Raw genomic sequence first — 25980 nt, 5'->3', positions numbered from 1 at the left:
CGCCTTAAGGTGAGGTATGGCGGCAGTCTACGTACAGATATTTCACAAAACCAGTGCGGCATTTTCCCCATGGGCGGCACGCATCACCTGCCAGGTGGCGTCGTCTGCGGGAATCAGATGTTCGATACGCAGGGAGGCGAGGGTGATGTCCTGGGGCATGCCGAAGGTGGTGAAGGTGGACAGAAAGCTCAGCTCGCCCTGGCTGGTATGCACGCGGGTCAACACCAGCGGCGGCATTTCAGGCGGCGGCGTGGTGTGGGCGGGGGCGGGCAGGCTCGCCAGTAGAGCGGCCAGCACAGGGTTGTCCAGCGCCTCGCGGCTTGCCCGTTGCCAGGCCAGGGTGCGGATTTCTTCGGCGTTGACCAGGTGGTCGCCCAGGCCGCCGGGTTGCAGCAGGGTGGTCAGCAGGTTCAGGCCTTCCAGCGGCGGCGTGACCCCCGCCAGTGCCAACAGCGCGCCGGTACTCGCATTCGCCGCCAGCACTTCCCAGTGGCTGCCCAGCAGGATCGCCGGGGCCGGGTTGTTGGCGTGCAGGACATGGCTGACCGCCTCGCGAATTGCAGCCATGGCCGGGGAGGCGAGCGGGGTAGCGGTATAGCGGGGCGCGAAGCCGGCGGCGAGGAATACGCGGTTGCACTGCTCCAGCGGTGTTTCCAGTGCGCTGAGCAGGTGATGCAACGTACCTGGGCTCGGCTTGGCGCGGCCGGTTTCGAGGCAACTGAGGTGGCGCTGGGACACGCCGGTGATCAGGGCCAGGTCAAGTTGGCTCAGACCAGCCTGTCGGCGTAGCTGGCGCAGATGTTCGCCGGCAGTAGCGGGGTTATCCATGGCGTGACTATGACCTCCGAGGTCATTGCGAGGGGGCAACCTTATCACTAGGGTGGGCCTCGATCACGTCAAGGAACAGACCATGCACAAACCTTATCTGGCCCTCGCCGCTCTGCTGGGTTTTTCGCTGTACACCCTGTTCACGCTGCTCACGGCCGAGCAATCGTTGCTGGCCTTCGGACGAGAGTTGATATCGCGCCCGGACACCGCGCAGGTCGTCATCGACCTGTACCTGATGGCCGTGCTGGCCTGTGTGTGGATGTACCGGGATGCACGGGCGCGGGGGCGGTCGCTGGCGTCGGTGCTGCCGTACTTCTTGCTGACGGCGGTGTTCGTGTCGGTGGGGCCGTTGCTGTATATCGTCGTCAATGGGGTTGTGCGACGCGCAGAACGTCAGGACTGACGGGTCTACTTGTGGCGAGGGAGCAAGCCCCCTCGCCACGATGAAGTTTATGGGTTGAGGAATGCCTGGTAGTTGTCCTTGGTGATCTGCTGATAAGGAATGGTCAGCTCGGCGTCATACGGCTGTTTCTTGACCATCTTCACCGCCAGGTCAATGGAGCCCACGGCCTGCCCCTTGTTGTCCTGATACGCCGTCACCAGCAACTGGCCTTTCTTCACTGCGTCCAAACCGGCCGCGCCGCCATCGCTGCCGGCCACCAGAATATCCTTGCCGGGCTGCATGCCGGCCTGGCTGATCGCCATGGCCGCGCCAATCGCCATTTCATCGGCATTCGCCGCCACGGCGTCGATTTTGCGCCCGGACACGATCCAGTTGTTCATCAGGTCAATTGCCTTGCTGCGCTGCCATTCGGCACTCTGCTCCTCGACGATCTTTATACCTGGATAGTCCTTGAGCACGTTCTTGACCCCCAGCGTACGGTTGTGGGTGGCGTTGTTGGACAGCAGCCCGAGCATGATCGCCAGGTTGCCTTTGCCGCCCATTTTCTCGGCCAGGTAGCGCATCTGGATTTCACCGGCCTTGATCTCATCCGAGCCGACATAGCCAACCCCTGGCGGTACTTCCTTGAACTCGGGGCGGCGGTTGACGTACACCAGCGGGATCCTGGCCTGTTGGGCATTGACCGTCATTTTCTGGGTGGCGGCGGTGTCTACGGCGTTGACGATAATTGCGTCCATGCCCTGGGCGGTGAAGTTCTGCACCTGGTTAAGCTGGCGCACCACGTCGCCCTGGGCGTCTTCGAATTGCAGGGTCACGCCGGGCAGTTCCCGGGCGTGGGCGGCCATGTAGTCACGCATTTGCGCGAGAAATACGTCGTCGACCTGGGCGATGCTCACGCCGATCCGTATATCGGCCAGCGCCCAGGGGGTGATGGCGAGGGTCAAGAGTGCCGCAAGGAGTTGCTTCTTCATGGTTGTGCTCCGTTGTTTTTGTTGTTGTTAAAGCATCACGCCTGGCGCTTGGCCCGCAGTTGCGCCACGGCCGCGGCGAAGTCCTCATACGCCCAGCGTTCGTCGAGGGCTTGCAGCATGAGTTGTTGCCCGGTTTGCGGGGCCAGGCCCTGCAAGGGTGGGTCGGTGTCGAGGTTGGTGGGGAAGGCATAGCCGTCGGCGGTGCAGGCCACCACCGCTGCAATTGCCTGGGCATCCAGGGCCGTGCTGGCCAGCAGGGCCGGGTACACCGCCAGCATCATGCGGTCGCGGTCGAGGGCTTCCATGGGCTTGCCGAAGGCCGAGGAGATTTGCAGCAGGTTGGCCATGCGCTGGTGGCCGGCCGTGCGGTTGGTGCCGGCGGCGTGGAACAGCGCCGGGTTGAAAAACAGCAGGTCGCCCTTGTCCAGCGCCAGTTGCACGGCGTGCTGCTGGAAGTGCTCGATAAATTCGGGGCGCCGCCAGGCCAGGTAACCCAGGGCGTATTGCTGGGAAAACGGCAGCAACTGGGTGGGGCCGCTTTCCAGCGGCATCGCCGAGTGGGCCACTGCGCCCTGCAACGTCAGGTACTGGGACAGCACATGCAAGGGCAGGGGAAAGCGCTCCACCACCTCGGTGGTCTGGAAGCCCAGGTGATAGTCGCGGTGCGGCTGTTGCGCCTGGCCGCCGGGGTGCACCACGTTCACTTGCGCCGTTACCTGATAGCTCGGGCCCAGCCATGCCTCGGCGATCAGCCCCAGCAGCGGGTTGGCGTAATACTCCACAAAGGATTGCGGCGACTGTAGCGCGGCCTTCTGCAATGAATTCCAGATACGCCCGTTACTGCCGGCCTTGGCAAAATGGTCGGCGGCCACGCCTTGGGCGGCCTCCTGGGCAAAGATCGCCTCGAACACCTGGCTGTGGCGATCCACCACTTCCAGGTCCTCATAGGCGCGGCGCACCACCATCACGCCCGGTCCATCGCGAAACAAACGGTGCAGTTCATTCATCACCGTGTGGCGGTCGCTGTTGCGCAAGGTGTAGGCCTGATAGACCGGCACGTTGCCGAGCACTTCCGCAGCCAGGGGATAGTCCTCGGCACGCGCCTGTTGCGCGCAAATCCGCTTGAAATCCTCAATGCGTACATCCTGCAGTGTCACAAATGCCGACATTACTCACCTCCCAGGCTCAGGGCATTGAAGGGCTGCGGGCTGCCGCTGTCGGTGCAGCCGACCACGCCTTGCTCCAGGTCGATCACCGCGCCGGTCATCATCCCCGACTCGCGCGACAGCAGGAACGCCACGCTTTGCGCCACCTCTTCGGGCTTGAGCAGGCGGCCGAACGGCTGCGCGCGTTCCGCCTCAGCCAGCCAACCGTCCTGGGCGCCGTGGTACTGGCGCTGGATCTGATCCTCATGGGGCGTGTCCATCCAGCCGATGTTCAGGCCGTTGACGCGGATCCGGTTGCGCAGCGCACTGAACGCCACGTTCCTGGTCAGGATCGCCAGCGCACCTTTGGACGCCGCATACGCGCAAAGGAACGATTGACCACCATGCCCGGTGATGCTCTGGATGTTTACCACGGCGCCTTCCACGCCCTGGCTGATCATCAATTTCAACGCGTCCTGCATCAGGAAAAACGGCGCCCGCACATTCACCGCCATCAGCCGATCGAACAGCTGCGGCGAGGTGTCGACAATGGTGCCGCGGTCCGACATCCCGGCGCAGTTCACCAGGCCATGCAGGGTGCCGAAGTGGGTGCGCGCGGCCTCGATGATCGCGCGGCAATCCTCGACCTGTTCAAGGTCGGCCTCGACAAAAAACGCCTGGCAATCCAGCTGCGCCAACTGCCGCACCTGTTCTTCGCCCTGGGCGCGGCGCCGCCCGCAAATGATCAGCCCGGCGGCGCCGCGTCGCGCCAGGGTGTGGGCCACGGCGGCGCCCAGGCCCTGGGTGCTGCCGGTGACGACAAAATATTGGCCGTTGAACGTACTGGCGAGGTCGGCTTGAGGCATGGGGTTCTCCTGGATTGTTGTTGTTTTGATTGCCCGGCTCGACGCCGGACAAAACTGAGACTAGCATTGCAAAACCTCAGTAATACCTAAAAAAGACCTCATAAACACCTCAGGCGAAACCCATGCTCGAACGCGCCAAACACTTCTCCATCAAGCAACTCGCGACCCAGGCGGGCGTGAGCAAGGCCACGGTCGACCGCGTGCTGCATCAGCGCGGCAGCGTGCACGGCCAGACTCGCCGACGTATCGAGCAGGCGCTGGATGAACTGGAATCCCAGGAGAAAAACGGCCTGGCGGTAGGGCGCACCTTCCATGTCGACGTGATCATGCACACCCCTCAGCGTTTCAGCGCCGCGGTGCAGGCGGCGATCACCGCGCAACTGGCCAGCCTGGCGCCGTTTCGCATCGCCCCGCGTTTTCACTTGTTCGAAGAAATCGAGCCCCAGGCCATGCACGATCAGTTGCTGCGCTGCCTCGACACCGGCAGCCAGGGCGTGGTGCTCAAGGCCGCCGACGAGCCGGCGGTGAACCAGGCCGTCAAGCACCTGATCGCGGCGGGCATCCCGGTGGTGACCCTGGTGACGGACCTGCCGCAAAGCGAACGCATCGGCTACGTCGGCATGGACAACCGCACCGCCGGCCAGACCGCCGCCTACCTGATGTCGCGCTGGCTGCCGGCGTTGCCCCAGGACGTGGCGGTGGTGATCGGCAGCGAGTTGTTCCGTGGCGAGGAGGAGCGCGAGATGGGCTTTCGCGCCTGGCTGCGCGGGCGAGCCCCCCACCTGCGGGTGCTGGACGTCAGCGGCGGCTATGGCGTGTACCCGCGCACCTTCGAGCGGGTCACCCAGGCGCTGCAACAGCATCCCGGCCTCAAGGCGGTGTACAGCGTCGGCGGCGGCAACCGTGCGATTGTCGACGCCTTCGCCGCCCTGGGTCGCCCGCTGGAGGTGTTTATCGGCCACGACCTCGACGAAGAAAACCGCCAACTGCTGCTGGACGAAAAAATCGCCGCGATCATCGACCACAACCTGCAGATCGATGCCCGCCACGTGTTCCTGCACATCCTGCACTACCACCGGTTGTGGAAGGCCGGCCCGATTGCGCCGTCACAGGTGCAGATCGTCACCCCGTTCAACCTGCCGGACTGAGCACTCCCCCCAAACAACAAGATCAGGAGTTCAACCATGCTACGTATCGCCGTCCTAGGTGCCGGGCGCATCGCCAAGATCCACGCCGCCAATGTCGCCGCCCACCCGAATGCCACGCTGGTGCTGGTGGCCGATCCCTGGCGCGAAGGCGTCGATGCCCTCAGCCGCCAACTGGGCTGCGAGGCGGCCTACGATTGCGCCGCCGTCCTCACGCGCAAAGACATCGACGCCGTGGTCATCGGCACCCCCACCGATACCCATATCGACCTGCTGTTGGCGGCGGTCGCCGAGGGCAAGGCGGTACTCTGCGAGAAGCCCATCGACCTCGACATCGCCAAGGCCCGCAGCGCCGCCCAGGCCGTGGAGCGCCAGGGCGGCAAGGTGATGCTCGGCTTCAATCGCCGTTTCGACCCCGACATGCTGCGCCTGCGCCAGGCCCTGGATGCCGGCCAGATCGGCGCAGTGCGCCAAGTGATCATCACCAGCCGCGACCCAGGCCTGGCCCCGCGGGACTACCTGGAACACTCCGGTGGCATCCTGCGCGACATGACCATCCACGACTTCGACACCGCCCGCCACCTGCTCGGCGAAGAACCGGTGGAAGTCAGCGCCATCGCCAGCCGCCTGGTGGACCCGAGCCTGGAACAGATCGACGACTACGACAGCGTGATGGTCCTGCTGCGTACCGCCTCCGGCAAGCAATGCCATATCAACTGCTGCCGCCAGGCGGTATACGGTTACGACCAGCGCGTGGAAGTCTCCGGCGCCCTTGGCGTGCTGCTCACCGACAACCATCGCCCCAGCACCCTGCGCCACTGGAGCGCCGACCACACCGAAGCGCTGGAACCGTTGCAGCATTTCTTCCTGGAGCGTTACGCCGATGCCTATCGCAATGAGCTGACCCGGTTTATCGATGCGCTGAACAACGGCCAGGCACTGCCCACCAGTGTGCGCGACGGGTTGTATGCGCTGCATCTGGCCGATTGTGCGTTGGAGTCGGTGAGGACGGGGAGGTGCGTGGCGGTCAGTTACGACCTGTAGGCCCCGGTCCGATCCACCAACCGAATGCTGTCCCGTCCGCCACGCTTGGATTCATACAGCGTGGTATCTCCCTGTTCGATCAGCGCCGCCAGGCTGGCCGGCGGCTGGTCGAACAGGGTGGCGCCGATGCTCAGGGTCACCGGCGCGGGCGTGGCAAAGGTTTGTGCGGCCAGTTGCTGGAACTGCTCGCGCAGGCTGCTGCCCAGTTCGACGATCTGCTCGGTCGAGGCCGGGTTAAGCAGGATCACAAACTCATCACCGCCCAAACGTGCGGCCAGCGCGCCTCGGGGCACGACTGCGCGAATCATCTCGCTCAAGGCGATCAGCACACGGTCGCCGGCGGTATGGCCGTGGAGGTCGTTGACCGACTTGAAGTTGTCGATATCGATCAGCAGCAGTGCGCCCGGTTGTTGCGCCGACACCTGGGCCAGCAGGCGCGGCGCGCGCAGGTCGAGGGCGCGGCGGTTGTAGAGGGCGGTGAGCGGGTCGCGGGCGGCGAGGCGGGCGATCTGCTGTTCGCGGCGGTAGCGTTCCGAGCCGGTCATCGACAGCGCAATCAGCATGATCGCCATGGCGCCTTCCACCAGGGACACCTGGATGATCTCGCCCTTGAACGCCGCAAGGTCGATCAAGGTGCCAGGGATCACCACCGACAGCGCCTTGGCCACGTAGAACATGCCGTGGACCAGCAGCACATAACGCAGTTGCACCGCGCCGATGCTCAATGATCGGCCGTGGGGCCGCAGCAGGAAACTGGCGCGCAGGGTCGGCAGCGCGACCAGCAGCGACTGCACGCCCAACATGGCTTTGGACCACGGCAGGTCGGTCGGGAGCATCAGCATGCCCAGCCACACGGCCAGCAGCAGCCACCACCGCGGCGACAGGCGTACCTGGGTAAAGCGCGCGACCCCGAGCAAGAACAGGCAGTGCGCGGCCACCAGCAAGCCGTTGGCAAACCAGATGCCGATGAGCAGGTAGCCATTGATGCGCAGCAGGGCCAAGGTGGAGCCGACGGTGATGGTGGCGAAACCGGCGCTCCAGAACAGCAGCGAAGGTTCGCGTACGCTGCGCCATTCTATGGCCAGGTACAGGGCAGCAGCGGCGGCCAGGGCAACGGTGAGTGCCAAAATCGTAGGAGGGTCGAGCGTCATTTCGTGCCGGGTCTGCCTGGGTGTGCGTTGAGGCTGGGGATTGTAAGCGCACACGCAGGTTTTTCAGAGCCCAAAGGATAATGGCATACAGCCATCCGATGATCGGCGGTCTAGACGCCTTTGGTCGACGGCAGCAGTATCGTCAGGATGCCCACCAGTGGCAGGAACGAGCACAGTGTGTAGACGTACTCGATGCCGTGGCTGTCGGCGAGCAGTCCGAGCAAGGCCGCGCCGATCCCGCTGAAGCCGAACATCAGGCCGAAAAAGATCCCGGCGATCATGCCGACATTGCCGGGCACCAGTTCCTGGGCAAACACCACGATGGCCGAGAACGCCGAGGCGAGGATGAAGCCGATCACCACGCTGAGCACGGCGGTCCAGAACAGGTCGACGTAGGGCAGGGCCAGGGTGAACGGCGCGGCACCGAGGATCGAGAACCAGATGACTTTCTTGCGCCCGATCCGGTCGCCGATCGGCCCGCCCGCGAAGGTGCCCACGGCCACTGCACCGAGGAACAGGAACAGGTACATCTGAGAACTCGATACCGACAGGTGGAATTTTTCAATCAGGTAGAACGTGAAGTAGCTGGTCAGGCTGGTCATGTAGAAGTATTTGGAGAACACCAGCACCGCCAGCACCACCAGGGCAAACGTCACGCGGCCTTTGGACAAGCCGTGGGTGGCTTTGCCGCCTTGCTTGAGCTTGAACAGGTTGAGGTGGTTGCGGTACCAGCGGCTCAAGCCGTACAGCACCAGGATCGCGAACACGGCAAACAGCCCGAACCAGGCGATGTTGCCCTGGCCGTAAGGAATGATGATCGCCGCCGCGAGCAACGGCCCCAACGCGCTGCCGGTGTTGCCGCCGACCTGGAAGGTCGATTGCGCCAGGCCATAGCGCCCGCCGGAGGCCAGGCGTGCGACGCGCGAGGTTTCCGGGTGGAAGGTCGATGAGCCGACGCCCACCAGGGCTGCCGCCAGCAGGATCGCCGGGAAGCTGCCGACAAACGCCAGCATCAGGATGCCGACCAGGGTGCAGACCATGCCCGCCGGCAGCAGCCACGGCTTGGGATGCCGGTCGGTGTGGTAGCCGATCCAGGGTTGCAGCAGCGAGGCGGTCAGCTGGAACGTCAGGGTGATCAGGCCGACCTGGGTAAACGTCAGGCCGTAGTTGGCCTTGAGCATCGGGTAGATCGACGGTAATACGGCCTGGATCAGGTCATTGATCAGGTGCGCCAGGGCACAGGCGCCGAGGATACGCAGGACTAACGGGCTTACTTGGGGCGGACTCGAGGTGGCGGCAGGTGATGCGGTCAAGGTCGACATGCAGGCATTCCATACAAGGCAGCGAACAGGGGCAGCGAGTACTTGAGCAGGCTGCCCATTTCAATTTGTTTCAGAGCTTATGCTAGATTCGCCAGGAATGCCTGTCTCGCGTAATTCGGGAGGCAACCATCGTAAAAAGGGCGAAATGATCAAATCACTGGATAAATTTTTGCAGGAAATCGATGAGGGCGACTGGGCTGTCATCAGTTCGGCCACCGATTATCCGGAAAACTGGGTGATCCCCGACCACAGTCACGAAAAGCATCAATTACTCTACGCCACCGAAGGCGTGATGGTGGTGCATTCGGCGCACAACCAGTGGACGGTACCGCCCAACCGCGGCTTCTGGATGCCCTGCGGGCACGTGCACTCCCTGCGCTGCGTGGGCGCCCTGAAAATGCGTAGCGTGTTCGTGCGCCCTGACAGTTTCCCCAACCTGCCGACCGAGACCAAGGCGGTGAGTATTTCGCCGCTGCTGAGCGAGCTGATCAAGGCCTCCGTGAGCTTGAAACCGCCCTATGCCGAAGACTCCCGCGATGCGCGGATCATGCACCTGATCCTCGACGAGCTGGCGCTGTTGCCGGCCTTGCCGCTGTCGCTGCCGCAACCCGCCGACCCGCGTATCCAGCAGATCTGCCTGGCGTGGCAGGAGGACCCGGGCGATGCCTCCACCGTGGCGGATTGGAGCGAGCGCCTGGCCCTCGACCAGAAAACCATCCAGCGCCTGTTCCGCAAGGACACCGGCATGACCTTCGGCCAATGGCGCCAGCAGGCGCGGCTGCTGCTGGCATTGGAGCGTATCGCGGTGGGGCAGAAGATTATCGACGTGGCCCTGGAGCTGGGCTACGAAAGCCCGAGTGCGTTTACCAGCATGTTCAAGAAACAGTTTGGCAAGACCCCGAGTCATTTTTTCCGCTGACGTCGGCGCAGTAGTCGTCCAGCAAGCCGTTGAATGCGTCGATATCCAGCGGTCGGCTGAGGAAGTAGCCCTGGCCTTCTTCACACGCCACGCTTTTGAGCATGGCCAGGTGCTCAGCGGTTTCGATGCCTTCGGCCGTGACCGTCAGGGCAAGGGCACGGCCCAAGCCGACAATGGCTTGGATAATCGCCTTGTCATCCTCGCTTTCCTCCAGTCGGGTGAGGAAGCTGCGGTCGATTTTCAGACCATCGAACGGGAACGCCCGCAGGTAGCTGAGGGACGAATAGCCGGTGCCGAAGTCATCCATGGCAATGCGGATGCCCAGTTGCTTGAGCGTGCGCATCACCTCAAGTGCGCCGACGGCGTCCTCGAGCATGACGCTTTCGGTCATTTCCACCTCAAGGCGCGCAGGGTCGATACCCGAGGCGTCCAGGGCGTGGCGCACGCGCTCCACCAGGTTGCCGCGCTTGAACTCGGTGGGTGACAGGTTCACCGAGACGAACAGCGTGTCGGGCCACTGCGCCGCGCACGCACAGGCAGTTGCCAGTACCCAGTCACTCAGCGCCAGGATCAGCCCCGATTCTTCGGCAATCGGAATAAAGGTGTCCGGGGCGATCAGCCCGCGTACCGGGTGCTGCCAGCGCACCAGGGCTTCGGCCCCGACCATCTGCCCATCGGCGATGCGATAGCGCGGCTGGAAGTGCAGGCGCAGTTCGGCGTGCTTGATCGCAAAGCGCAGATCGCTCTCCAGGCGCCGCCGCTCGATGATCCGCGTATTCATGTCCCCGGAGTAAAAGCGCCAGGTATTGCGCCCGGCCGCCTTGGCCTCATACAGCGCGATATCGGCGTAGCGCAGCAGTTCGGTGGCATCGCGGGCATCGGTGGGCGCCAGGGCAATGCCGATACTGGCACTGATAAACACCTCTTGTTCGTCGATTTTGATCGCCTGCTCGATGGACTCGATCAAGCGCAGGCACAGGCTTTCGACTTCATCCTGGCTGCCGGCGTCGCTGAGGATCAGCACAAACTCATCGCCGCCGACGCGAGCCACCAGGTCGCCGTGGCGCACGCAGGCGGCCAGGCGGCCGGACACTTGATTGAGCACCCGGTCACCGGCGGCGTGGCCGAGCAGGTCATTGACCGGCTTGAAGCGGTCCAGGTCGAGGCTGAGCATCACCAGCGGCTGCTCGGCGCTGGGCAGGGCCTTGAGTTTGCCGTCCAGGAACGCCTGCAGGCGTGTGCGGTTGGGCAGCCCGGTCAGGGCGTCGTGTTGAGACAGGTACTCGATGCGCCGACGTGCTTCGACTTCTTCGGTCACGTCGGTGGCCGTACCGCGAAACCCGCCACAGGGCATTTCCCGGGCCGACAGCCGGGTTGTGCGCTCCTGTCCCTGGGCATCGATATAGCGGCATTGCACACTGATGTCCACGCGCCGGCCCGGAGTGCTCAGCCACTGCGACAGCAGGTCGGCCTCGGTGTCCAGCAGGTCGCTCATGGCCGCACCGAGCCAGGCTTGCCGGGTCAGGCCGGTGACGCTTTCGAAACGCTCAGACAGGTAGGTAAAACGCCAGCCGACATCGATTTCCCAGACCCAGTCCGAGCTGGCCTCCACCACGTCACGAAAGCGCGCCTCGCTGGTGGCCAGGGCGGCCTGGCTGTCCAGCAGGGAGGTGTGACTGGCATCCAGGGCGAGGGCGGTGGCGGTGGCGCGACGCAGAATGACCCAGGTCATCAGGCACACCAGCAGCGCGGCCAACCCCAGCAGCGGCAAGCCTACGCTCATCAAGCGCAGGCCGGGTCGCGCAGGTTCCCAATGCAGGCTGCCAGCGGCGCCGTTATCGCCAAGGGGGAAAACCAGGGTCTGGCCGATGTCATCGGGCGTGGCCACATGCAGCTTGCCCACGCCGAAGTCATCGCCGATCGCACTCAGCTTGGCGCTGTTGAGAACGTCGACGAAGATCAATACCGAGGCCGGCCGGCCATCGGGCTCTACCGTGGGATCGGTGCCGGGCGTGATCGCGGCGGCTGCCACCAGTGCCGGGCTGCCGCGTACATTGATGAACGCCGTGACCGGTGTTTCGTTTTCAGCCCCGGCACGCGCCTGCTCGATAATTTCGGTCAGGGGCTGGTCGAGCCACTGCGAGAGCTCGACGCTTTGCAGCGCGCCCTTGATCACCGAGTAGACCGTGCGATTGTCGTTATCGACCACGAACAGGCCTTGGAAACCGAAGTCCTGATACAGCGTGGCGCCGACGTTGCCGCGCGCGTAGGCCCAGTCGCTGTCCACGGTCATGTGCAGGTGCTTGTAGGCATCGCTCCAGAAGGCGTAGTCCTTGACGGTCACCCGCAGGGACTTCTCCAGGGATTGCACGGCTTTACGCGTATAAAACGCGCTTTCCTGCTGTTCGGAGTGATCCAGTTCGTGCGCGAGGTAAACCAGGGAGTAGGCGGCGGCGGCAAAGACCAGGGCCAGCAACGCCACGAAATTGAACAGCGATGTACGTGCCAGCGACAGGCTGGTGCGATTGGAGAGCTTGCGCACAATGGGGGCGAGAGAGTTCGGCATTATTTCCCGCAGGACGTCGCTGCAAGTAAGGGATATGCCTGCGTATCGGCTGTCTGGGCAAAATAATTAGCGCTTCAGCGCCGTGCGCCCACATGGGTTTGCCTTCACCGGAACGCTGTCGCCGTACTTGCGGCCCAGGCGAGTATCGCCGCCATGCACAGTATCGCCGCGCTCAAGGCAAACGTCGCCTGGTAGCCCGACAGGTCAAACACCACACCGCCCAGCGTTGCCCCGGCGGCGATTGCCAGTTGGATGATGGCAACCATCAAGCCGCCCCCTGCCTCGGCATCCTCAGGCAGGGTTTTTGCCAGCCAGGTCCACCAGCCCACCGGCGCGGCGGTGGCTACCAGGCCCCACACACAGAGCAGCGCGCCGGTGATAACGGTCGAGCTGCCGAATGCGACCAATGCCAGGGCGATCACCGCCATCAATACGGGAATGGCGATCAGCGTGGGGTACAGGCTGTTCTTCAGGACACGCTCGATCAGCAGTGTGCCGGCCAATCCGGCCAGGCCGAGCACCAGCAACATCAACGACAGCAGAGACACACCCACCTGGGTAACACCTTCCAGAAACGGCCGCAGGTAGGTGAACAGCATGAACTGGCCCATGAAAAACACGCTGATGGCAAGCATGCCCAGGGCCACCGGGGCGCGCTTGATCAAGCGCAACAGGTTGCCGTTGTCGGCCTGGCTGCGGGGCGTGATCGACGGCAGGCTCAGCAGCAGCCACAGCACCGCGACCACGGCCACCGGCACCACGCAGAAAAACGCGCCACGCCAGCCGATCAAACCACCGAGGAAACTGCCCAGCGGTGCCGCGATCACGGTTGCCAGTGCGTTACCGCCATTGACGATAGCCAAGGCGCGCGGCACCTGGCCCTCGGGCACCAGGCGCATGGCGGTGGCTGCCGACAGCGACCAGAAACCGCCGATGGCAACGCCGATCAGGGCGCGGCCGAGCATGAAGATCAGGTAGTTCGGCGCGAACGCTACCACGCTGCCGGACACGATCATCAGCAAGGTCAGCGCGACCAGCAGGCGCTTGCGATCCATGCGCGCCGCCACTCGGGCGATCACCAGGCTGGTGAGCAAGGCAAACAGGCCTGACACCGAAATACCCTGGCCGGCCTGGCCTTGGCTGATGCCCAGGTCGGCGGCCAGCGGGGTCAACAGGCTCACCGGCATGAACTCCGAGGCCACCAGGGCAAAGGCCGCCAGGGACAGGGCGAAGACTGCGCCCCAGCGGGGCGTGTGAGGGTTTATCGAGATCACTTCAAGTGACTTTTGAAGAAGCTGGTGAGCTTGGCGAAGGGGATCAGGTTGACCCGGTCGTAGAGGTCCACATGGCCGGCGTTGGGGATGATCACCAGCTCCTTGGGCTCGGCGGCACGGTGGTAGGCGTCTTCGCTGAACTCGCGGGAGTGGGCATCGGCACCGGCAATCAACAGCAACGGGCGAGGGGAAATGGTCTCGATATCGTTGAACGGATAGAAGTTCATGAACTTCACGTTGCTGGTCAGCGTCGGCATGGTGGTGGTCTGCGGCGACGCGCCGGCCGGTGTGACTTCACCGCGCGGTGTGCGGTAGAAATCGAAAAACTCATCGCCAATCGGGTTGCCGCTCCGCTTGAGCGGCGTGCCGCTGGTGTAGAGGGTCTCGCCGCCCTGGAATTCCACGTAACGCTGGTTGGCCGCCTGCACCAGCACCTGCCGGCGTTGTTCCGCTGTCATGCCGTGCTTGAGGCCGTTGCGGTTGGCGGCGCCCATGTCGTACATGCTGACCGTGGCAATGGCCTTGAGGCGTGGGTCGATCTTTGCCGCCGCGATGGCAAAGCTGCCGCTGCCGCAGATGCCGATTACGCCGATGCGCTCACGATCGACCAGCGGCCGGGTACCGAGGAAGTCTACGGCGGCGCTGAAGTCTTCGGCGTAGAGGTCGGGCAGCACCGCATTGCGTGGTGTGCCTGCGCTTTCGCCCCAGAACGACAGGTCCAGCGACAAGGTGACAAAGCCCTGTTCGGCCATTTTGGTGGCGTAGAGGTTGGCGCTCTGTTCCTTGACGGCGCCCATCGGGTGGCCGACGATCAGCGCGGCATTTTTCGAGGCCGGGGCGAGCTGTTTGGGCACGAACAGGTTGCCCGCCACCGGCATGCCGTATTGATTGTTGAAGGTGACTTTTTCGGCGGTCACCTTGTCGCTTGTGTAGAAGTTGTTTGCACCGTTGGACATGTCGGCTCCCAGAGAAGAGAACGAAATCACCAGCAGACTCAGGGTGAGCAAGAGGCTTTTCATGGATGGATCCTTGAGAAGGGGGTCGGCACATTTTCCCGGCGTGGCTGAGGGTTCTGTAGTGCGTTCCACTGGATTACTTGCCTGATCCTCTGAGTCTGGCGGGTTGCCGGGGACGCCAGCGGGCCGGTCGGGGTAAAGTCCAACGATCAGAGCAAAGGGCCCTTTATGAAGATCAATCAAACGCCCCTGGACGTGCTGGTCCGCGTGATCGGCTCAAGGGTCTGCGTACCCGGCGACTACCCCATGCCCATCCCCGGCCTGGGCTTTTATCGGCGTGAGCAGCCCGCGACACCCGTGGTGTGCATGGTCGAGCCGAGCATCGTGCTGGTTGCCCAGGGTGAGAAGCGGCTGTGGGTCGGCGGCGAGGGGTACCCGTATGACACGGCACGATTTCTGCTCACGTCGCTGGATATACCGGCCAACTCCGAAGTACTGGTCGCCAGCCCGACCCGCCCGTGCCTGGGCCTGACTTTCAAGCTCGACCTGCGCATCCTGGCCGAGCTGATCGCCCAGGGGGAGTTGCCGCCAACGCGTGAGCGGGCGGTGATGAAAGGCGTGGGGATTGGTGTGGTGACCGGCGCCATGCTTGCCTCCTTTGCGCGCCTGGTTGAATTGCTTGATGAGCCCGAAGCGATACCGGTGCTCGCGCCCTTGATCCAGCGCGAGATTCACTTCCGGCTATTGCAGAGCGACCAGGCCGGCCGATTGCGCCAGATCTGCTCCGTGGACGGGCAGGGTTATCGGATTGCGCGGGCGATCGATTGGCTCAAGCTCAATTACGACGTGCCGCTGCGCGTGGACGAACTGGCCGCGCGCGTGCAGATGAGCGCGGCGACGTTTCACCATCACTTTCGCCAACTGACGGCCATGAGCCCGCTGCAGTATCAGAAATGGCTGCGCCTCAACGAAGCGCGGCGTTTGATGTTGAACGAGCATCGGGACGTATCCAGCGCGGCGTTCAAGGTCGGCTATGAAAGCCCGTCGCAGTTCAGCCGCGAGTACAGCCGGCTGTTTGGTGTGCCGCCCAAGCGCGATATGGCCGTGCTGCGCGGCAAAGCGGCGGTCAGCGATCCGCTGGCGTCAAGTTAGCGTAGAAGATGCAGCCGATCAGCCGCGCAAACAGGCTGAGGGTTTCCGGCAGGTTGGGGTCGTCAAACAGCATCGCCCGGGAATCCAGCGCACACAGTGCACCGAACAGCCGGCCATCCGGGAGGAAGATCGGCGCGCCGGCATAGCTCTCGATGGCGTATTGCTTGACCACCGGGCGTGCGGCAAAGCGGCCATTGGCGCTGACCTGCGGGATGAACAGGGTCTGTGGGTTGATGCAGAACTCGCTGCACAGGGTGGTTTCCAGGTCGAGCACGTCATCGGCATGAATGCCCATGTCGAAGGGGTCGTGCGCTGAACAGACAATCCATTCCAGGTCAGTGAACTTGGCGATGCCGGCAAAGCGCATGCCCGTCAGGCGGGTGACCAATTGCAGGATGCTGGTGGTGGCTTCGATTTCGGCGATGGCAGCGCGTTCGTCGGCGCTGAGTAACGCGTGTGCGGCGGTGCAGCTTGGAAGCATGGTTGAACACTCCACTGGCGTGGCGGCCCTTGCCACCACGCTTGGTCAGGTCTTAGTTGATACGCGGATGCTGCTGCACCAGGTTCTGGCGCTTGGCTTCCAGTTCGGCAATCTCGGCGTCAATGTCTTCGATTTTCTGCTCGATATTGTCGTGATGCTCCTGCAGCAACTCCTTGGCTTCTTCCATGTCCGACGCAGCCGGTGCTGCGCCGCGCAGGGGTTTGTTGGCGGTTTCCTTCATGGTCAGGCCGGTGATCAGGCCGACCACCGCAAACACCATCAGGTAGTAGGCGGGCATGTACAGGTCGTTGGTGCTTTCAACCAGCCAGGCCACCGCGGTAGGCGTGACGCCGGCGATCAATACCGAGACGTTGAACGCACTGGCCAACGCGCTGTAGCGCAGGTGCGTGGGGAACATCGCCGGCAGCGTGGACGCCATGACGCCGATGAAGAAGTTAAGCACGATGGCCAGGATCAGCAAGCCGGCGAAGATCAGGCCGGTCTTGCCGCTGGTGATCAGCATGAAGGCCGGAATGGCCAGGAACAGCAGGCCGATGCTGCCGGCGATGATGAAGGGCTTGCGGCCGATCTTGTCGCTGACAAAACCGATGAACGGCTGCACGAACAGCATGCCGACCATGATTGCGATGATGATCAGCACACCGCTGTTTTCGGAGTAGTGCAGGTTATGGGACAGGTAGCTCGGCATGTACGTGAGCAGCATGTAGTACGTCACGTTGGTGGCCGCGACAATGCCGATGCAGGTCAGCAGGCTGCGCCAGTGCTTGGTGGCGATCTCCTTGAACGACACTTTCGGGCCATGGGTCAGGCCTTCGCGGTCACCCTGTTCGAGCTTGTCGACATGCTGTTGGAACGCCGGGGTTTCTTCCAACGCATGGCGCAGGTACAGGCCGATCATGCCCAGGGGCAGGGCCAGGAAGAACGGCAGGCGCCAGCCCCAGGCCTCGAAGTCGGCTTCGCCCAGCACGCTGGAGATCAGCACCACGACGCCGGCACCGAGGACGAAACCGGCGATGGAGCCGAAGTCCAGCCAACTGCCGAGGAAGCCGCGCTTGCGGTCCGGCGCATATTCGGCGACGAAGATCGAGGCGCCGGTGTATTCACCGCCCACCGAGAAGCCCTGGGCCATTTTGCACAGCAGCAGCAGGATCGGCGCCCAGATGCCGATGGAGGCGTACCCGGGGATCAGGCCGATGGCGAAGGTGCTCAGCGACATGATCACAATGGTCGCGGCGAGGACTTTCTGGCGTCCGTATTTATCGCCCAGCGCGCCGAAGAACAGGCCGCCCAGGGGACGAATCAGGAACGGCACGGAGAACGTCGCCAGTGCCGCGATCATTTGTACGCTAGGGGAGGCGTCGGGGAAGAACACCTTGCCCAATACATAGGCGACGAACCCGTAGACACCAAAGTCGAACCACTCCATGGCGTTACCCAGTGCGGCGGCGGTGATCGCCTTGCGCATCTTGGCGTCGTCAACAATGGTGATGTCTTTCAAACCGATGGGCTTGACGCTTTTCTTACGTAATTTCATGCGGACCACTCTAAAACAGAACAGGGGAGGTGCCATCGTTGCGATGGCACCGCTCTGTCAGTTCAGATACAAGCGGACATGAAATAATTCACCGCTATTTGCGTTTTTTTGCCTGGGGCGCAATTTGCGTGCAATTGCCTGGGTTTTCGGGGTGAGCACCTACCCTGGGGCGATCCGGCATTCTGTGGTGAGCGGGCTTGCCACAAGAAGCCCGCTCGCCGTGGTCATGTGCGCTTGTCGTCCTACAACCTAGCTGCGCCTGGCACTTTTTACACCCGCGAGATAGCCCGCAAAAGCCGTAATCTTTCAGATTGACAGCGGGTAGGTAGCCCGATATAAAAGCCACAGTTGTACGACGACATATGACGTTACATGTGTCCTACCTAACAAAAATAAAAAGTGATGCCATGAACTTGATCGAGCCCATCAACGCCCAGCGCGTTGGCCAAGCTGTAGGCAACTATCGCTGGACCATCTGCGCGATGTTGTTTTTCGCGACCACCGTCAACTACCTCGACCGCCAGGTGCTCAGCCTGCTCGCGCCGCAGTTGTCGACGCAATTTGGCTGGAGCAACACCGATTACGCCAATATCGCGGCGGTGTTCCAGTTTGTGTATGCGATCTCCATGCTGTTTGCCGGGCGGTTCGTCGACAAGATCGGCACCAAGGCCGCCTACGTGATCGCGATTGCGATCTGGTCCACCGGCGCCATCATGCATGCGTTCTCGGTGCCGATGGGCGAGGGCATCGCCGCGGTCAGCGGTGCGATCGGCCTGGCGGTGATTCCGGTGTCCATCGCCGGCTTCATGCTGTCCCGGGCGGTGCTGGCTATCGGCGAGGCGGGTAACTTCCCGATTGCGATCAAGGCCACCGCCGAATATTTCCCCAAGAAAGAACGCTCGCTGGCCACCGGGATCTTCAACTCCGGCGCCAACGTCGGCGCGATCCTGGCGCCGATCTGTGTGCCGCTGATCGCCGGGATGTGGGGCTGGGAAGCGGCCTTTATGGTCATCGGCATGCTGGGCTTTGTGTGGGTGGCGGTATGGGCGGCGGTGTATGAGAAGCCGGAGCAGCAAAAACGCCTGTCGGCCGAAGAGCTGGCCTATATCCGCAGCGACCAGGCGCAGCAGCCCTCTATCCCGCCGGTTGCAGGCGCGGTACAGAAAAAAGTCTCGTGGTTCAAGTTGCTCACCTACCGCCAGACGTGGGCGTTTGCCTTCGGCAAGTTCATGACCGATGGCGTATGGTGGTTCTTCCTGTTCTGGCTGCCCACCTACCTGTCGGCGCAATACGGCATGAAAGGCGCCGATATCGTCATGCCGCTGGCCGTGCTGTACAGCATGACCATGGTCGGCAGCATCGGCGGCGGCTGGTTCCCCAGCTACTTCATGGCCCGTGGCGATGCCCCCTACGACGGCCGCATGAAAGCCATGCTGGTGATCGCGCTGTTCCCGTTGGTGGTGTTGCTGGCGCAACCGTTGGGCTACATCAGCTTCTGGGTCCCGGTATTGCTGATCGGCGTCGGCGCCTCGGCGCACCAGGCGTGGTCGTGCAACATCTTCACCACCGTGTCCGACATGTTCCCGCAGAAAACCGTGGCCTCGGTGGTCGGCATCGGCGGCATGGCCGGCGGCATCGGCGGTGTGGTGATGACCAAGATCGGCGGCTGGGTGTTCGACTACTACAAGTCCATCAATGACATCCACACCGGCTACATGATCATGTTCGCGATCTGTGCGCTGGCGTACCTGGTGGCCTGGAGCGTGATGAAGACCCTGGTGCCGCGCCATAAGGAAATCACTGACCTGTAATACCTCGTGGCCGCCGCGCTGTCGCGCAGCAAACTGGTACCTCTGTGGCGAGCGGGCTTGTCCCGCGTGGGGCTGCGCAACAGCCCCACGCGGGACAAGCCCGCTCGCCACAGGTCCGTCGAATCACCCATAACGTTGTGTCGAGACCCATTCCTTCAAGCGCCTTTTCTACAACGCGCGCGCCCAGGTCTGGCTGACCAGTTGCTTGCCGAAACTCAAGGTGGGCTCCTCTTCCAGCAACTCGAAACCGGCTTTCTGGTAGAGCTTGCGCGCATCGGTCAAGGCGCTCATGGTCCACAACATCATGCGGGTGTAGCCGACATCGCGGGCAAAGCGCAGGCATTCGTCCACCAGGTGCTGGCCGATGCCCAGGCCCCGCGCACTCGCATCCACGTAGAGCATGCGCAGCTTGGCGGTTGTATCGTCATGGCGCACGACGAACACCGAGCCGACCACCTCGCCCTCCTTCTCCGCGATCCAGCAGCGCTCCCGCGCCGGGTCGAACTCGCGCAGGTACTTGGCGACGATCTCCGCCACCAGCGCTTCAAACTCCCAGTTCCAGTGGTATTCGCGGGCATACAGCGCCGCTTGCTGCTGCACCACCAGGCCCATATCCCCTGGCCGTGGATCACGCAGCAGGTAGCTCGACGGGCGGTCTTGCAGCAGGGCCTGGATACGTTGCATGGCGTCGGTCAATTGCTGCTGCCGGGGTTCGGGCAGGCTCTCGAGCAGGGCGATGACTTCATCCTGGGTCTGCTGTTCCAGGGGCGCCAGGACCGCGCGGCCGAGATCGGTGAGGTGCAATTGCACCGCGCGCGCATCGGTGGCGCAGCGGACTTTCTGGATCAGGCCGTTTTTCTCGAAACCACTGGTCAGGCGGCTCAGGTAACCCGCGTCGAGGCTGAGCATCTGGCAGAGGTCGGCGCTGGTGAGGTCGCCACGGGAGGACAGCTCGTACATCACCCGAATTTCAGTCAGGGAATAGTCGCTGTGCAACAGGTGTTCCTGCAGCACGCCGATCTGGTGGGTGTAGAAGCGATTGAAGCCGCGCACGATGCCGGCGCGTTCCACAAGCAGGGGAGTGGACATGGCGGATACTCGAATGGTTGCCTTAGTCAATTATATTGTTGCTTCAGGCAAGCATGTCAACGGCTATGATCGCCGGTCATGGTCATCCCAGGCTTGGCCGTCGCCTGTGGGCTCGTCAATATGATTCGAATCGCCATGGCCACGCCGATCAGCACCGCAACCAGTCCCACGGCTTCCATGAGTGTGGGCCAGCGCCCGTGAAACCCCAGGCCGAGCAGGGTGGCGAAGAGGGATTCGAGGGCGATCAATTGGCCGCTCAGTACCATCGGCAGGCGTCGGGTCGCGGCGTTCCAGGCCCAGGCGCCGACCATGGTGGACATCACCGCGATCACCAGGCTCCAGGCATAGAGCGGGCCAGCCTGGGAAAGGCCGAAGCCGAGCATCGGCAGCTTGAACATGCCAAGCCCATGGATGAACGGTAGCAGGCACAGGGTGGCGACACCGCTGCCCACCATCATGAGTGCGGTCCAGAGACCGGTTGCCTGCGCCGCAAGGTGTGTCAGTTGCCTTTGGTTGATCACGCTGAACCACAACCAGAGAGCAACTGCACTCAGGGAAAAAAACAGCCCTGCCCACCAGGCGCTTGTGTCCAATGAAGGTTGATGAAAGCTGCTGATGTTCGACAGCAAGAGGCCCACCGTCAGGCATGACAAAGGGGTTGCCAGGCGGCGCCACGGGGCTGTCCTCGTGCTGGCGTTACCCACCAGGGCCAACAACACCGGCACCGTGCCGATAAACGCCGGGGTCATGACCGGCCCGCCGAACATCACGCCGGCGGCGATGCACACGCCGTAGCCCAGGCACCCCAACGCCCCGAGTGCTGCGGCGAGGCATCCCTGGCCGGGCCCGAGCAAGTGCAACTGTGCCCGGCATAGGATCACCCCCATGACACCCAATGTGCCGGCGATCAGAAATCGCACAGCCATCAAGTCATAGAGGCTGTAGTCGCCGGTGACGTAAGGCGCGATGAAGTTCAACGCCCAGCCCAATGTCGCAACAACCGCGAGCAGCACGCCGACGGCAATGGAGGTCTGTGCAGCGTTCATCTGGGGGCATCCATTGAGGTAATGGATCCATGGTGCCCAGTCATGCGGGTGTGCTACAAACGAGTTCTCGGCCGTGGATGTATAACCTCAGATTATGAATACACTTGGCAAGACCCTGCCGCCCCTGGCCAGCCTGTTGCCGTTTGAAGCGGCGGCACGCCTGGGCAGTTTCTCCAAGGCGGCCGATGAGCTGCACATCACCCAGGCTGCCATCAGCCGCCAGATTCGCGGGCTGGAAGACAACCTGGGGGTGAAGCTGTTCAGTCGGCGCAACCGGGCGGTGTTCCTCACCCAAGAGGGGCGGGAACTGGGCCGGGTGGTCGGCGAAGCGCTGCGCAGCATCAGTGAGAGTGCCACCAGCCTGCGGGGGTCACCCCACAGTCATCGCGTGGTGTTGCTGTGTCAGTTGTGCGAAGCGTTTTATTGGCTGATGCCGCGCTTGTCGACGTTCCACCAGCAATACCCGCACATCGAAATCCAGGTGGTGACCTCCACCCGCCCCCTGACGGAGTTCACCAGTCACTTCGACGTGGCCTTGCAAAGTACCGGGCGCGCGAGTGGCAGCCATCCGCTGATGTTCACCGCCGCCGACGAAGTGTTCCCGGTGTGCAGCCCCGGCTATCTGGACAGCAAACCACCGCTGTCGCTCGCCGGGTTGCAGTCGCGCACCTTGTTGCACCACAGCTCCCATCCTCCGCACTTGATGGAGTGGGACAGCTGGTTGCAGGTGTTCGGCCAGGCCTTGAGCGGGGAGGTGCGCGGTGCGACCTTCGATAGCTACCCGCTGATGTTGCAGGCGGCGGTGGAAGGGCATGGGATCGCCATGGGCTGGCGGCGTACGGCGAGCCGGTTGATTGACAGCGGGGCGCTGGTAAGGCCCTGTGTCGAGAGTGTGCATTTGCCCCAGGCGCTATCGATTTACCGGCAGCAGGGAGAGGGCAGCCGGGCCGAGGTCGTGGCGTTGCTCGACTGGCTGGAGGCGCAATTGCAGGATGAAGGCTGACAGGGGCGCCGCCGCCCCTGTCATATGCCGCTATGGCTTGCGCGTCACCCGCCACACGGTATTGGCCAGGTCGTCGGCGATGATCAGCGCGCCTTTCGGGTCCACCGTCACCCCCACCGGGCGCCCACGGGTCTTGCCGTCGTCACCGCGAAAGCCGGTGGCGAAATCAATCGGCTCACCCGATGGCTTGCCATTACTGAACGGCACGAAGATCACCTTGTAGCCCACCGGCTTGTCGCGGTTCCAGCTGCCGTGCTCGCCGACGAATACGCCGTCGGCAAATTGCTCGCCCATGGCCGGGATGGAAAAGTCCACGCCGAGTGCGGCCACGTGGGAGCCCAGGCTGTAGTCGGGCTTGATCGCGGCGGCGACTTTGGCCGGGTTCTGCGGTTGCGCGCGCGGGTCGACGTTCTGGCCCCAATAGCTGTAGGGCCAGCCGTAGAACGCGCCTTCTTTCACCGACGTCAGGTAGTCGGGCACCAGGTCGGGGCCGAGTTCGTCGCGTTCGTTGACCACCGTCCACAGTTGCCCGGAGTCGGGTTGGATGGTCAGCGCCGTCGGGTTGCGCAGGCCAGTGGCATAGGGCTTGTGTGCGCCGGTGGCGGCGTCGATCTGCCAGACCATGGCGCGGTCGATTTCCACTTCCATGCCACGTTCGGTCACGTTGCTGTTGGAGCCGATCCCCACATACAACTGGCGTCCATCGGCACTCACTGCCAGGGACTTGGTCCAGTGATGGTTGATCTGCGCCGGCAGGTCGGTGACTTTCACCGGTGCGCCGCTGGCCTTGGTCTGGCCATCGGTGTAGTCGAAGCGCACCAGCGCATCCTGGTTGGCCACGTAGAGCTTGCCATCGGCAAACGCCAGGCCATAGGGCGCGTTGAGGTTGTCGGCGAACACCGTCTTCAACTCATAGGTGCCGTCACCGTCGGCATCGCGCAGCAGCGTCAGGCGGTTGCCGCCTTTTACCTTGGTGTTGCCCTGGGCCTTGATCACGCTGGCGATCACATCCTTGGGCTTGAGCTTGGCCGCACTGCCGCCACGGCCTTCGGCGATCAGGATGTCACCGTTGGGCAGCACCAGGGTCTGGCGCGGGATGGCCAGGTCGGTGGCGATGGCCGTGATGCTGTAGCCCTCGGGTACCTGGGGTTTCTGATCGCCCCAGAGGGTGGGCTCGGCGATCTTCATGCTCGGCAACAGGCTGCTTTGTTGCTCCGGCAACGTGGGGTCGGGGCCACGGGCCTGGGTCTTGTCGCCTTCGCCGCCGCAGGCGCTCAGCAACAGCGCGGCGCTCAATACGCTCAGTGTGTGGGACGTTTTCATTTGGCACCTCCCGAGCGCAGGCCGGTCCAGGTGGCCGCCAGTGTCAGCAGCAAGACGACGGCCGACATGATCAGCCCGGCAGGCATTGAGGCGTAGGCATCCTTGGCATGTTGAAAGGCATTGACCAGCCCTAATACCCAGGTGGCTAACAGCAGCAGGACATACCGCGTGGGTTGCCCCGCCTTGCGCTCGGCGCGAAGCAGGTTGACCAGCGCAAACAGGAACGCGAGCCCACAGAACACCAGAGCACCGGCAATCAACCAGGACGCAAAGTTGGCCCATTGAATCTGGTAGGTCTGGGTGTAGGCAATGTCGCTGAGCAAGGCACCCAGAAACAGCGGCACGGTGCCGGCCAGCAAGGTCGCATGCAGCGGCCCCGGCGTGTATCGGTAGGCGGGAAGGGTTGTCATGGTAAGGCGGCTCCTTGTTGTACAACGCCCCTGGTCGGGGCTGCGCATAGAAAATGAACGCCTTACGTATCAGATAGTTCAGCATAATTCGTGTCGAAATATTAAGAACCAGCCTGAAAGCTGGCGTGCTCAGGGCTTCACATAAGGAGCCTTCCCCATGCCAACCCTGCACCTGCTGTGCGGCAAGATCGCCTCGGGCAAGTCAACACTGGCCAAGACCCTGGTGGCCGAACACGCCGCCATCCTGCTCAGCGAAGACACCTGGCTCGCCCAGTTGTACCCCGGTGAAATCCTCTCGATCGCCGACTACCTGCGCTGTGCCCAGCGTATTCGCGGGGTGTTGGGCCCGTTGGTGATCAACCTGCTTGAATCCGGCGTCAACGTGGTGCTGGATTTTCCCGCCAATACCCTGGCCAATCGCGAATGGCTGCTGGGGTTGGCGCAGGCCGCCAAGGTGCCGCACCGCCTGCATTACCTCGAGCTGGACGACGCCACTTGCCGCGCAAGGCTGCATGCGCGCAATGCCCGGGGCGATCATGATTTCGCGGCGACGGATGCCGAGTTCGACCTGATCACCCGGCATTTCTGCGTGCCGAGCGAGGCGGAAGGGCTGGTGATCGAGGTGCATCGCCCATGAGTACGCCTTCTGCGGGCATCGACGCGGACGGTTTTATCCTCACCGTCCCCGACACCCCCGTGCAGCGTGAATACCAGCCGTTGCTGGCGGACGTCTGCGCGTCGCTCTCGAGGGACTACCTGGGCCTGGACGGCCTCTATCTCTACGGCAGTGTCGCAAGGGGCGACGCCATTCCCGGTGTTTCCGACCTCGACCTCACCCTGGTGCTGCGCGAGCCGGCAACGGCGGAGCTATTGGCCCGGCTGGAGGCAGTCCGCTGTGCACTGGAGCAGCGGCATCCCCTTGTCACCAAGGTGGATTTCGATATCGGCCACCGCGCGCAAGTACTGGCGGCGGAAAACCGCAACGGGTGGGGCTTCTGGCTCAAACACCAGTGCCGCTGCCTGTGGGGCAATGATCTGTCAGTGCATTTCGAACGGTTTCGGCCATCCCGTGACATCGCGCTGGCGGTAAATGGTGATTTTCACGCCGTATTGAGCGCGTACCTCACGCGCATCGCGTGCGCCGACACCGAAACGCAGCGCCTTAGCTTGCAGCGCGAGGCTTCACGCAAGCTGATCAGGTCCACCCATGTATTGCTTTCGGAAGATGCGTCGACATGGCCGCGCACCCTCGAAGAGCATGTGGCGATGTTCGTCCGGGGGTATCCGCAGCGGGTCACTCACCTTGCGTTCTTTCTCTTTGAGGCCAGGAACCCTGGCGCCACGATGGAAAACTTCACCACGCGGCTTCGAGCTTTTCTGGATTGGATGGCTTCACCCGCAGGCACTGCGTAGCAGCCCCAGTAAAGAAGAACGTGCTGTAGCAGACACTCTGTAGCGGCTGGTTTTGGGGCTGCTTCGCAGCCCAACGCGGGACAAGCCCGCTCGCCACAGGGGGATTT

24 protein-coding genes are annotated in these 25980 nt (G+C 63.2%); 9 read left to right on the top strand and 15 right to left on the bottom strand.

What is annotated here, in order from left to right:
- Positions 1-42 precede the first annotated feature (42 nt).
- Complete coding sequence (locus Q8X51_RS23140) at positions 43-828, bottom strand: helix-turn-helix domain-containing protein (protein ID WP_323145981.1); 786 nt, start codon at positions 826-828, stop codon at positions 43-45.
- 82 nt (positions 829-910) lie between these two features.
- Here Q8X51_RS23140 and Q8X51_RS23135 point away from each other — a divergent pair, with 82 nt between their 5' ends.
- Positions 911-1231 carry a DUF2834 domain-containing protein gene (locus tag Q8X51_RS23135; RefSeq protein ID WP_065948254.1) on the top strand — a complete coding sequence of 107 codons (321 nt, stop codon included), beginning with the start codon at positions 911-913 and terminating at the stop codon, positions 1229-1231.
- Positions 1232-1278: 47 nt separating this feature from the next.
- Here Q8X51_RS23135 and Q8X51_RS23130 read toward each other — a convergent pair whose 3' ends face one another.
- The 3 genes from Q8X51_RS23130 to Q8X51_RS23120 are packed head-to-tail and all read right to left on the bottom strand — an operon-like array spanning position 1279 to position 4213.
- Positions 1279-2202 (bottom strand): sugar ABC transporter substrate-binding protein, encoded by a 924-nt coding sequence (locus tag Q8X51_RS23130; protein WP_065928039.1) that lies wholly within the window; start codon positions 2200-2202, stop codon positions 1279-1281.
- A 35-nt stretch (positions 2203-2237) separates the two neighbouring features.
- A complete protein-coding gene (locus tag Q8X51_RS23125; RefSeq protein WP_407694166.1) occupies positions 2238-3371 on the bottom strand; it encodes a phytanoyl-CoA dioxygenase family protein in 1134 nt (377 codons plus the stop codon).
- Entirely contained in the window at positions 3371-4213 is an 843-nt protein-coding gene (locus Q8X51_RS23120) for an SDR family oxidoreductase (RefSeq protein ID WP_065928041.1), read from the bottom strand. Before Q8X51_RS23120 ends, Q8X51_RS23125 begins: the two co-directional genes overlap by 1 nt.
- Before the next feature lie 122 nt (positions 4214-4335).
- On the opposite strand from Q8X51_RS23120, the gene Q8X51_RS23115 reads away from it, so the two are divergent.
- Positions 4336-5361, top strand: coding sequence for a LacI family DNA-binding transcriptional regulator (locus tag Q8X51_RS23115; RefSeq protein WP_065928042.1), 1026 nt, complete (start codon positions 4336-4338; stop codon positions 5359-5361).
- 36 nt (positions 5362-5397) lie between these two features.
- Positions 5398-6402, top strand: a complete 1005-nt coding sequence (iolG, locus tag Q8X51_RS23110; RefSeq protein ID WP_407694165.1) for an inositol 2-dehydrogenase — start codon at positions 5398-5400, stop codon at positions 6400-6402.
- On the opposite strand, the gene Q8X51_RS23105 is transcribed toward iolG, so the two are convergent.
- Both Q8X51_RS23105 and Q8X51_RS23100 read right to left on the bottom strand, forming a co-directional pair.
- Complete coding sequence (locus Q8X51_RS23105) at positions 6390-7553, bottom strand: GGDEF domain-containing protein (protein WP_027608507.1); 1164 nt, start codon at positions 7551-7553, stop codon at positions 6390-6392. The two genes, iolG and Q8X51_RS23105, sit on opposite strands and share 13 nt — an antisense overlap.
- 110 nt (positions 7554-7663) lie before the next feature.
- Complete coding sequence (locus Q8X51_RS23100) at positions 7664-8875, bottom strand: MFS transporter (RefSeq protein WP_315871735.1); 1212 nt, start codon at positions 8873-8875, stop codon at positions 7664-7666.
- A gap of 97 nt (positions 8876-8972) precedes the next feature.
- Between Q8X51_RS23100 and Q8X51_RS23095 the strand changes: the two genes are divergently transcribed.
- Complete coding sequence (locus Q8X51_RS23095; RefSeq protein WP_330216501.1) at positions 8973-9794, top strand: AraC family transcriptional regulator; 822 nt, start codon at positions 8973-8975, stop codon at positions 9792-9794.
- On the opposite strand, the gene Q8X51_RS23090 is transcribed toward Q8X51_RS23095, so the two are convergent.
- The 3 genes from Q8X51_RS23090 to Q8X51_RS23080 form a co-directional block, all read right to left on the bottom strand.
- Positions 9751-12360 (bottom strand): bifunctional diguanylate cyclase/phosphodiesterase, encoded by a 2610-nt coding sequence (locus Q8X51_RS23090; protein WP_407694164.1) that lies wholly within the window; start codon positions 12358-12360, stop codon positions 9751-9753. The genes Q8X51_RS23095 and Q8X51_RS23090 overlap by 44 nt on opposite strands.
- Positions 12361-12464: 104 nt before the next feature.
- Positions 12465-13634, bottom strand: coding sequence for an MFS transporter (locus Q8X51_RS23085; RefSeq protein WP_407694163.1), 1170 nt, complete (start codon positions 13632-13634; stop codon positions 12465-12467).
- Positions 13631-14653: an alpha/beta hydrolase gene (locus Q8X51_RS23080; RefSeq protein ID WP_315871739.1), complete on the bottom strand. Its 1023-nt coding sequence runs from the start codon at positions 14651-14653 to the stop codon at positions 13631-13633. Before Q8X51_RS23080 ends, Q8X51_RS23085 begins: the two co-directional genes overlap by 4 nt.
- 165 nt (positions 14654-14818) lie before the next feature.
- Between Q8X51_RS23080 and Q8X51_RS23075 the strand changes: the two genes are divergently transcribed.
- Positions 14819-15742 carry an AraC family transcriptional regulator gene (locus tag Q8X51_RS23075; protein WP_407694162.1) on the top strand — a complete coding sequence of 308 codons (924 nt, stop codon included), beginning with the start codon at positions 14819-14821 and terminating at the stop codon, positions 15740-15742.
- Here the strand turns inward: Q8X51_RS23075 and Q8X51_RS23070 are convergent.
- The gene (locus tag Q8X51_RS23070; RefSeq protein ID WP_065928051.1) at positions 15717-16223 is read right to left on the bottom strand and encodes a GAF domain-containing protein; all 507 of its coding nucleotides are present in this window, start codon (positions 16221-16223) and stop codon (positions 15717-15719) included. The two genes, Q8X51_RS23075 and Q8X51_RS23070, sit on opposite strands and share 26 nt — an antisense overlap.
- A gap of 52 nt (positions 16224-16275) precedes the next feature.
- Positions 16276-17778, bottom strand: coding sequence for a glycine betaine/L-proline transporter ProP (gene proP, locus Q8X51_RS23065; RefSeq protein ID WP_065928052.1), 1503 nt, complete (start codon positions 17776-17778; stop codon positions 16276-16278).
- 407 nt (positions 17779-18185) lie between these two features.
- Between proP and Q8X51_RS23060 the strand changes: the two genes are divergently transcribed.
- The gene (locus Q8X51_RS23060) at positions 18186-19589 is read left to right on the top strand and encodes an MFS transporter (RefSeq protein WP_065948259.1); all 1404 of its coding nucleotides are present in this window, start codon (positions 18186-18188) and stop codon (positions 19587-19589) included.
- 168 nt (positions 19590-19757) lie between these two features.
- Here Q8X51_RS23060 and Q8X51_RS23055 read toward each other — a convergent pair whose 3' ends face one another.
- Both Q8X51_RS23055 and Q8X51_RS23050 read right to left on the bottom strand, forming a co-directional pair.
- On the bottom strand, positions 19758-20678 hold the full coding sequence (locus tag Q8X51_RS23055; RefSeq protein ID WP_407694161.1) for a bifunctional helix-turn-helix transcriptional regulator/GNAT family N-acetyltransferase: 921 nt from the start codon (positions 20676-20678) through the stop codon (positions 19758-19760).
- A 56-nt stretch (positions 20679-20734) separates the two neighbouring features.
- On the bottom strand, positions 20735-21724 hold the full coding sequence (locus Q8X51_RS23050; protein ID WP_407694160.1) for a DMT family transporter: 990 nt from the start codon (positions 21722-21724) through the stop codon (positions 20735-20737).
- A 94-nt stretch (positions 21725-21818) separates the two neighbouring features.
- Between Q8X51_RS23050 and Q8X51_RS23045 the strand changes: the two genes are divergently transcribed.
- The gene (locus Q8X51_RS23045; RefSeq protein ID WP_065928056.1) at positions 21819-22727 is read left to right on the top strand and encodes a LysR substrate-binding domain-containing protein; all 909 of its coding nucleotides are present in this window, start codon (positions 21819-21821) and stop codon (positions 22725-22727) included.
- Between the two features lie 30 nt (positions 22728-22757).
- Here the strand turns inward: Q8X51_RS23045 and Q8X51_RS23040 are convergent, their stop codons facing one another.
- Both Q8X51_RS23040 and Q8X51_RS23035 read right to left on the bottom strand, forming a co-directional pair.
- Positions 22758-24050, bottom strand: coding sequence for a PQQ-dependent sugar dehydrogenase (locus tag Q8X51_RS23040; RefSeq protein ID WP_407694159.1), 1293 nt, complete (start codon positions 24048-24050; stop codon positions 22758-22760).
- Positions 24047-24460, bottom strand: coding sequence for a DUF2231 domain-containing protein (locus Q8X51_RS23035; RefSeq protein WP_065928058.1), 414 nt, complete (start codon positions 24458-24460; stop codon positions 24047-24049). Before Q8X51_RS23035 ends, Q8X51_RS23040 begins: the two co-directional genes overlap by 4 nt.
- A gap of 157 nt (positions 24461-24617) precedes the next feature.
- Between Q8X51_RS23035 and Q8X51_RS23030 the strand changes: the two genes are divergently transcribed.
- Together Q8X51_RS23030 and Q8X51_RS23025 are read left to right on the top strand one after the other, a co-directional pair.
- A complete protein-coding gene (locus Q8X51_RS23030) occupies positions 24618-25097 on the top strand; it encodes an AAA family ATPase (RefSeq protein WP_027608492.1) in 480 nt (159 codons plus the stop codon).
- Complete coding sequence (locus Q8X51_RS23025) at positions 25094-25873, top strand: nucleotidyltransferase domain-containing protein (protein WP_407694158.1); 780 nt, start codon at positions 25094-25096, stop codon at positions 25871-25873. The genes Q8X51_RS23030 and Q8X51_RS23025 overlap by 4 nt, the downstream gene beginning before the upstream one ends.
- The last annotated feature ends 107 nt before the right edge of the window (positions 25874-25980 follow it).

It is taken from the genome of Pseudomonas sp. Yb2C2, from assembly GCF_052112325.1.
Lineage (GTDB): Bacteria > Pseudomonadota > Gammaproteobacteria > Pseudomonadales > Pseudomonadaceae > Aquipseudomonas > Aquipseudomonas marginalis.
The sequence above is the reverse complement of the archived record's forward strand: the minus strand, read 5'-3'. Positions and strand labels throughout refer to the sequence as shown.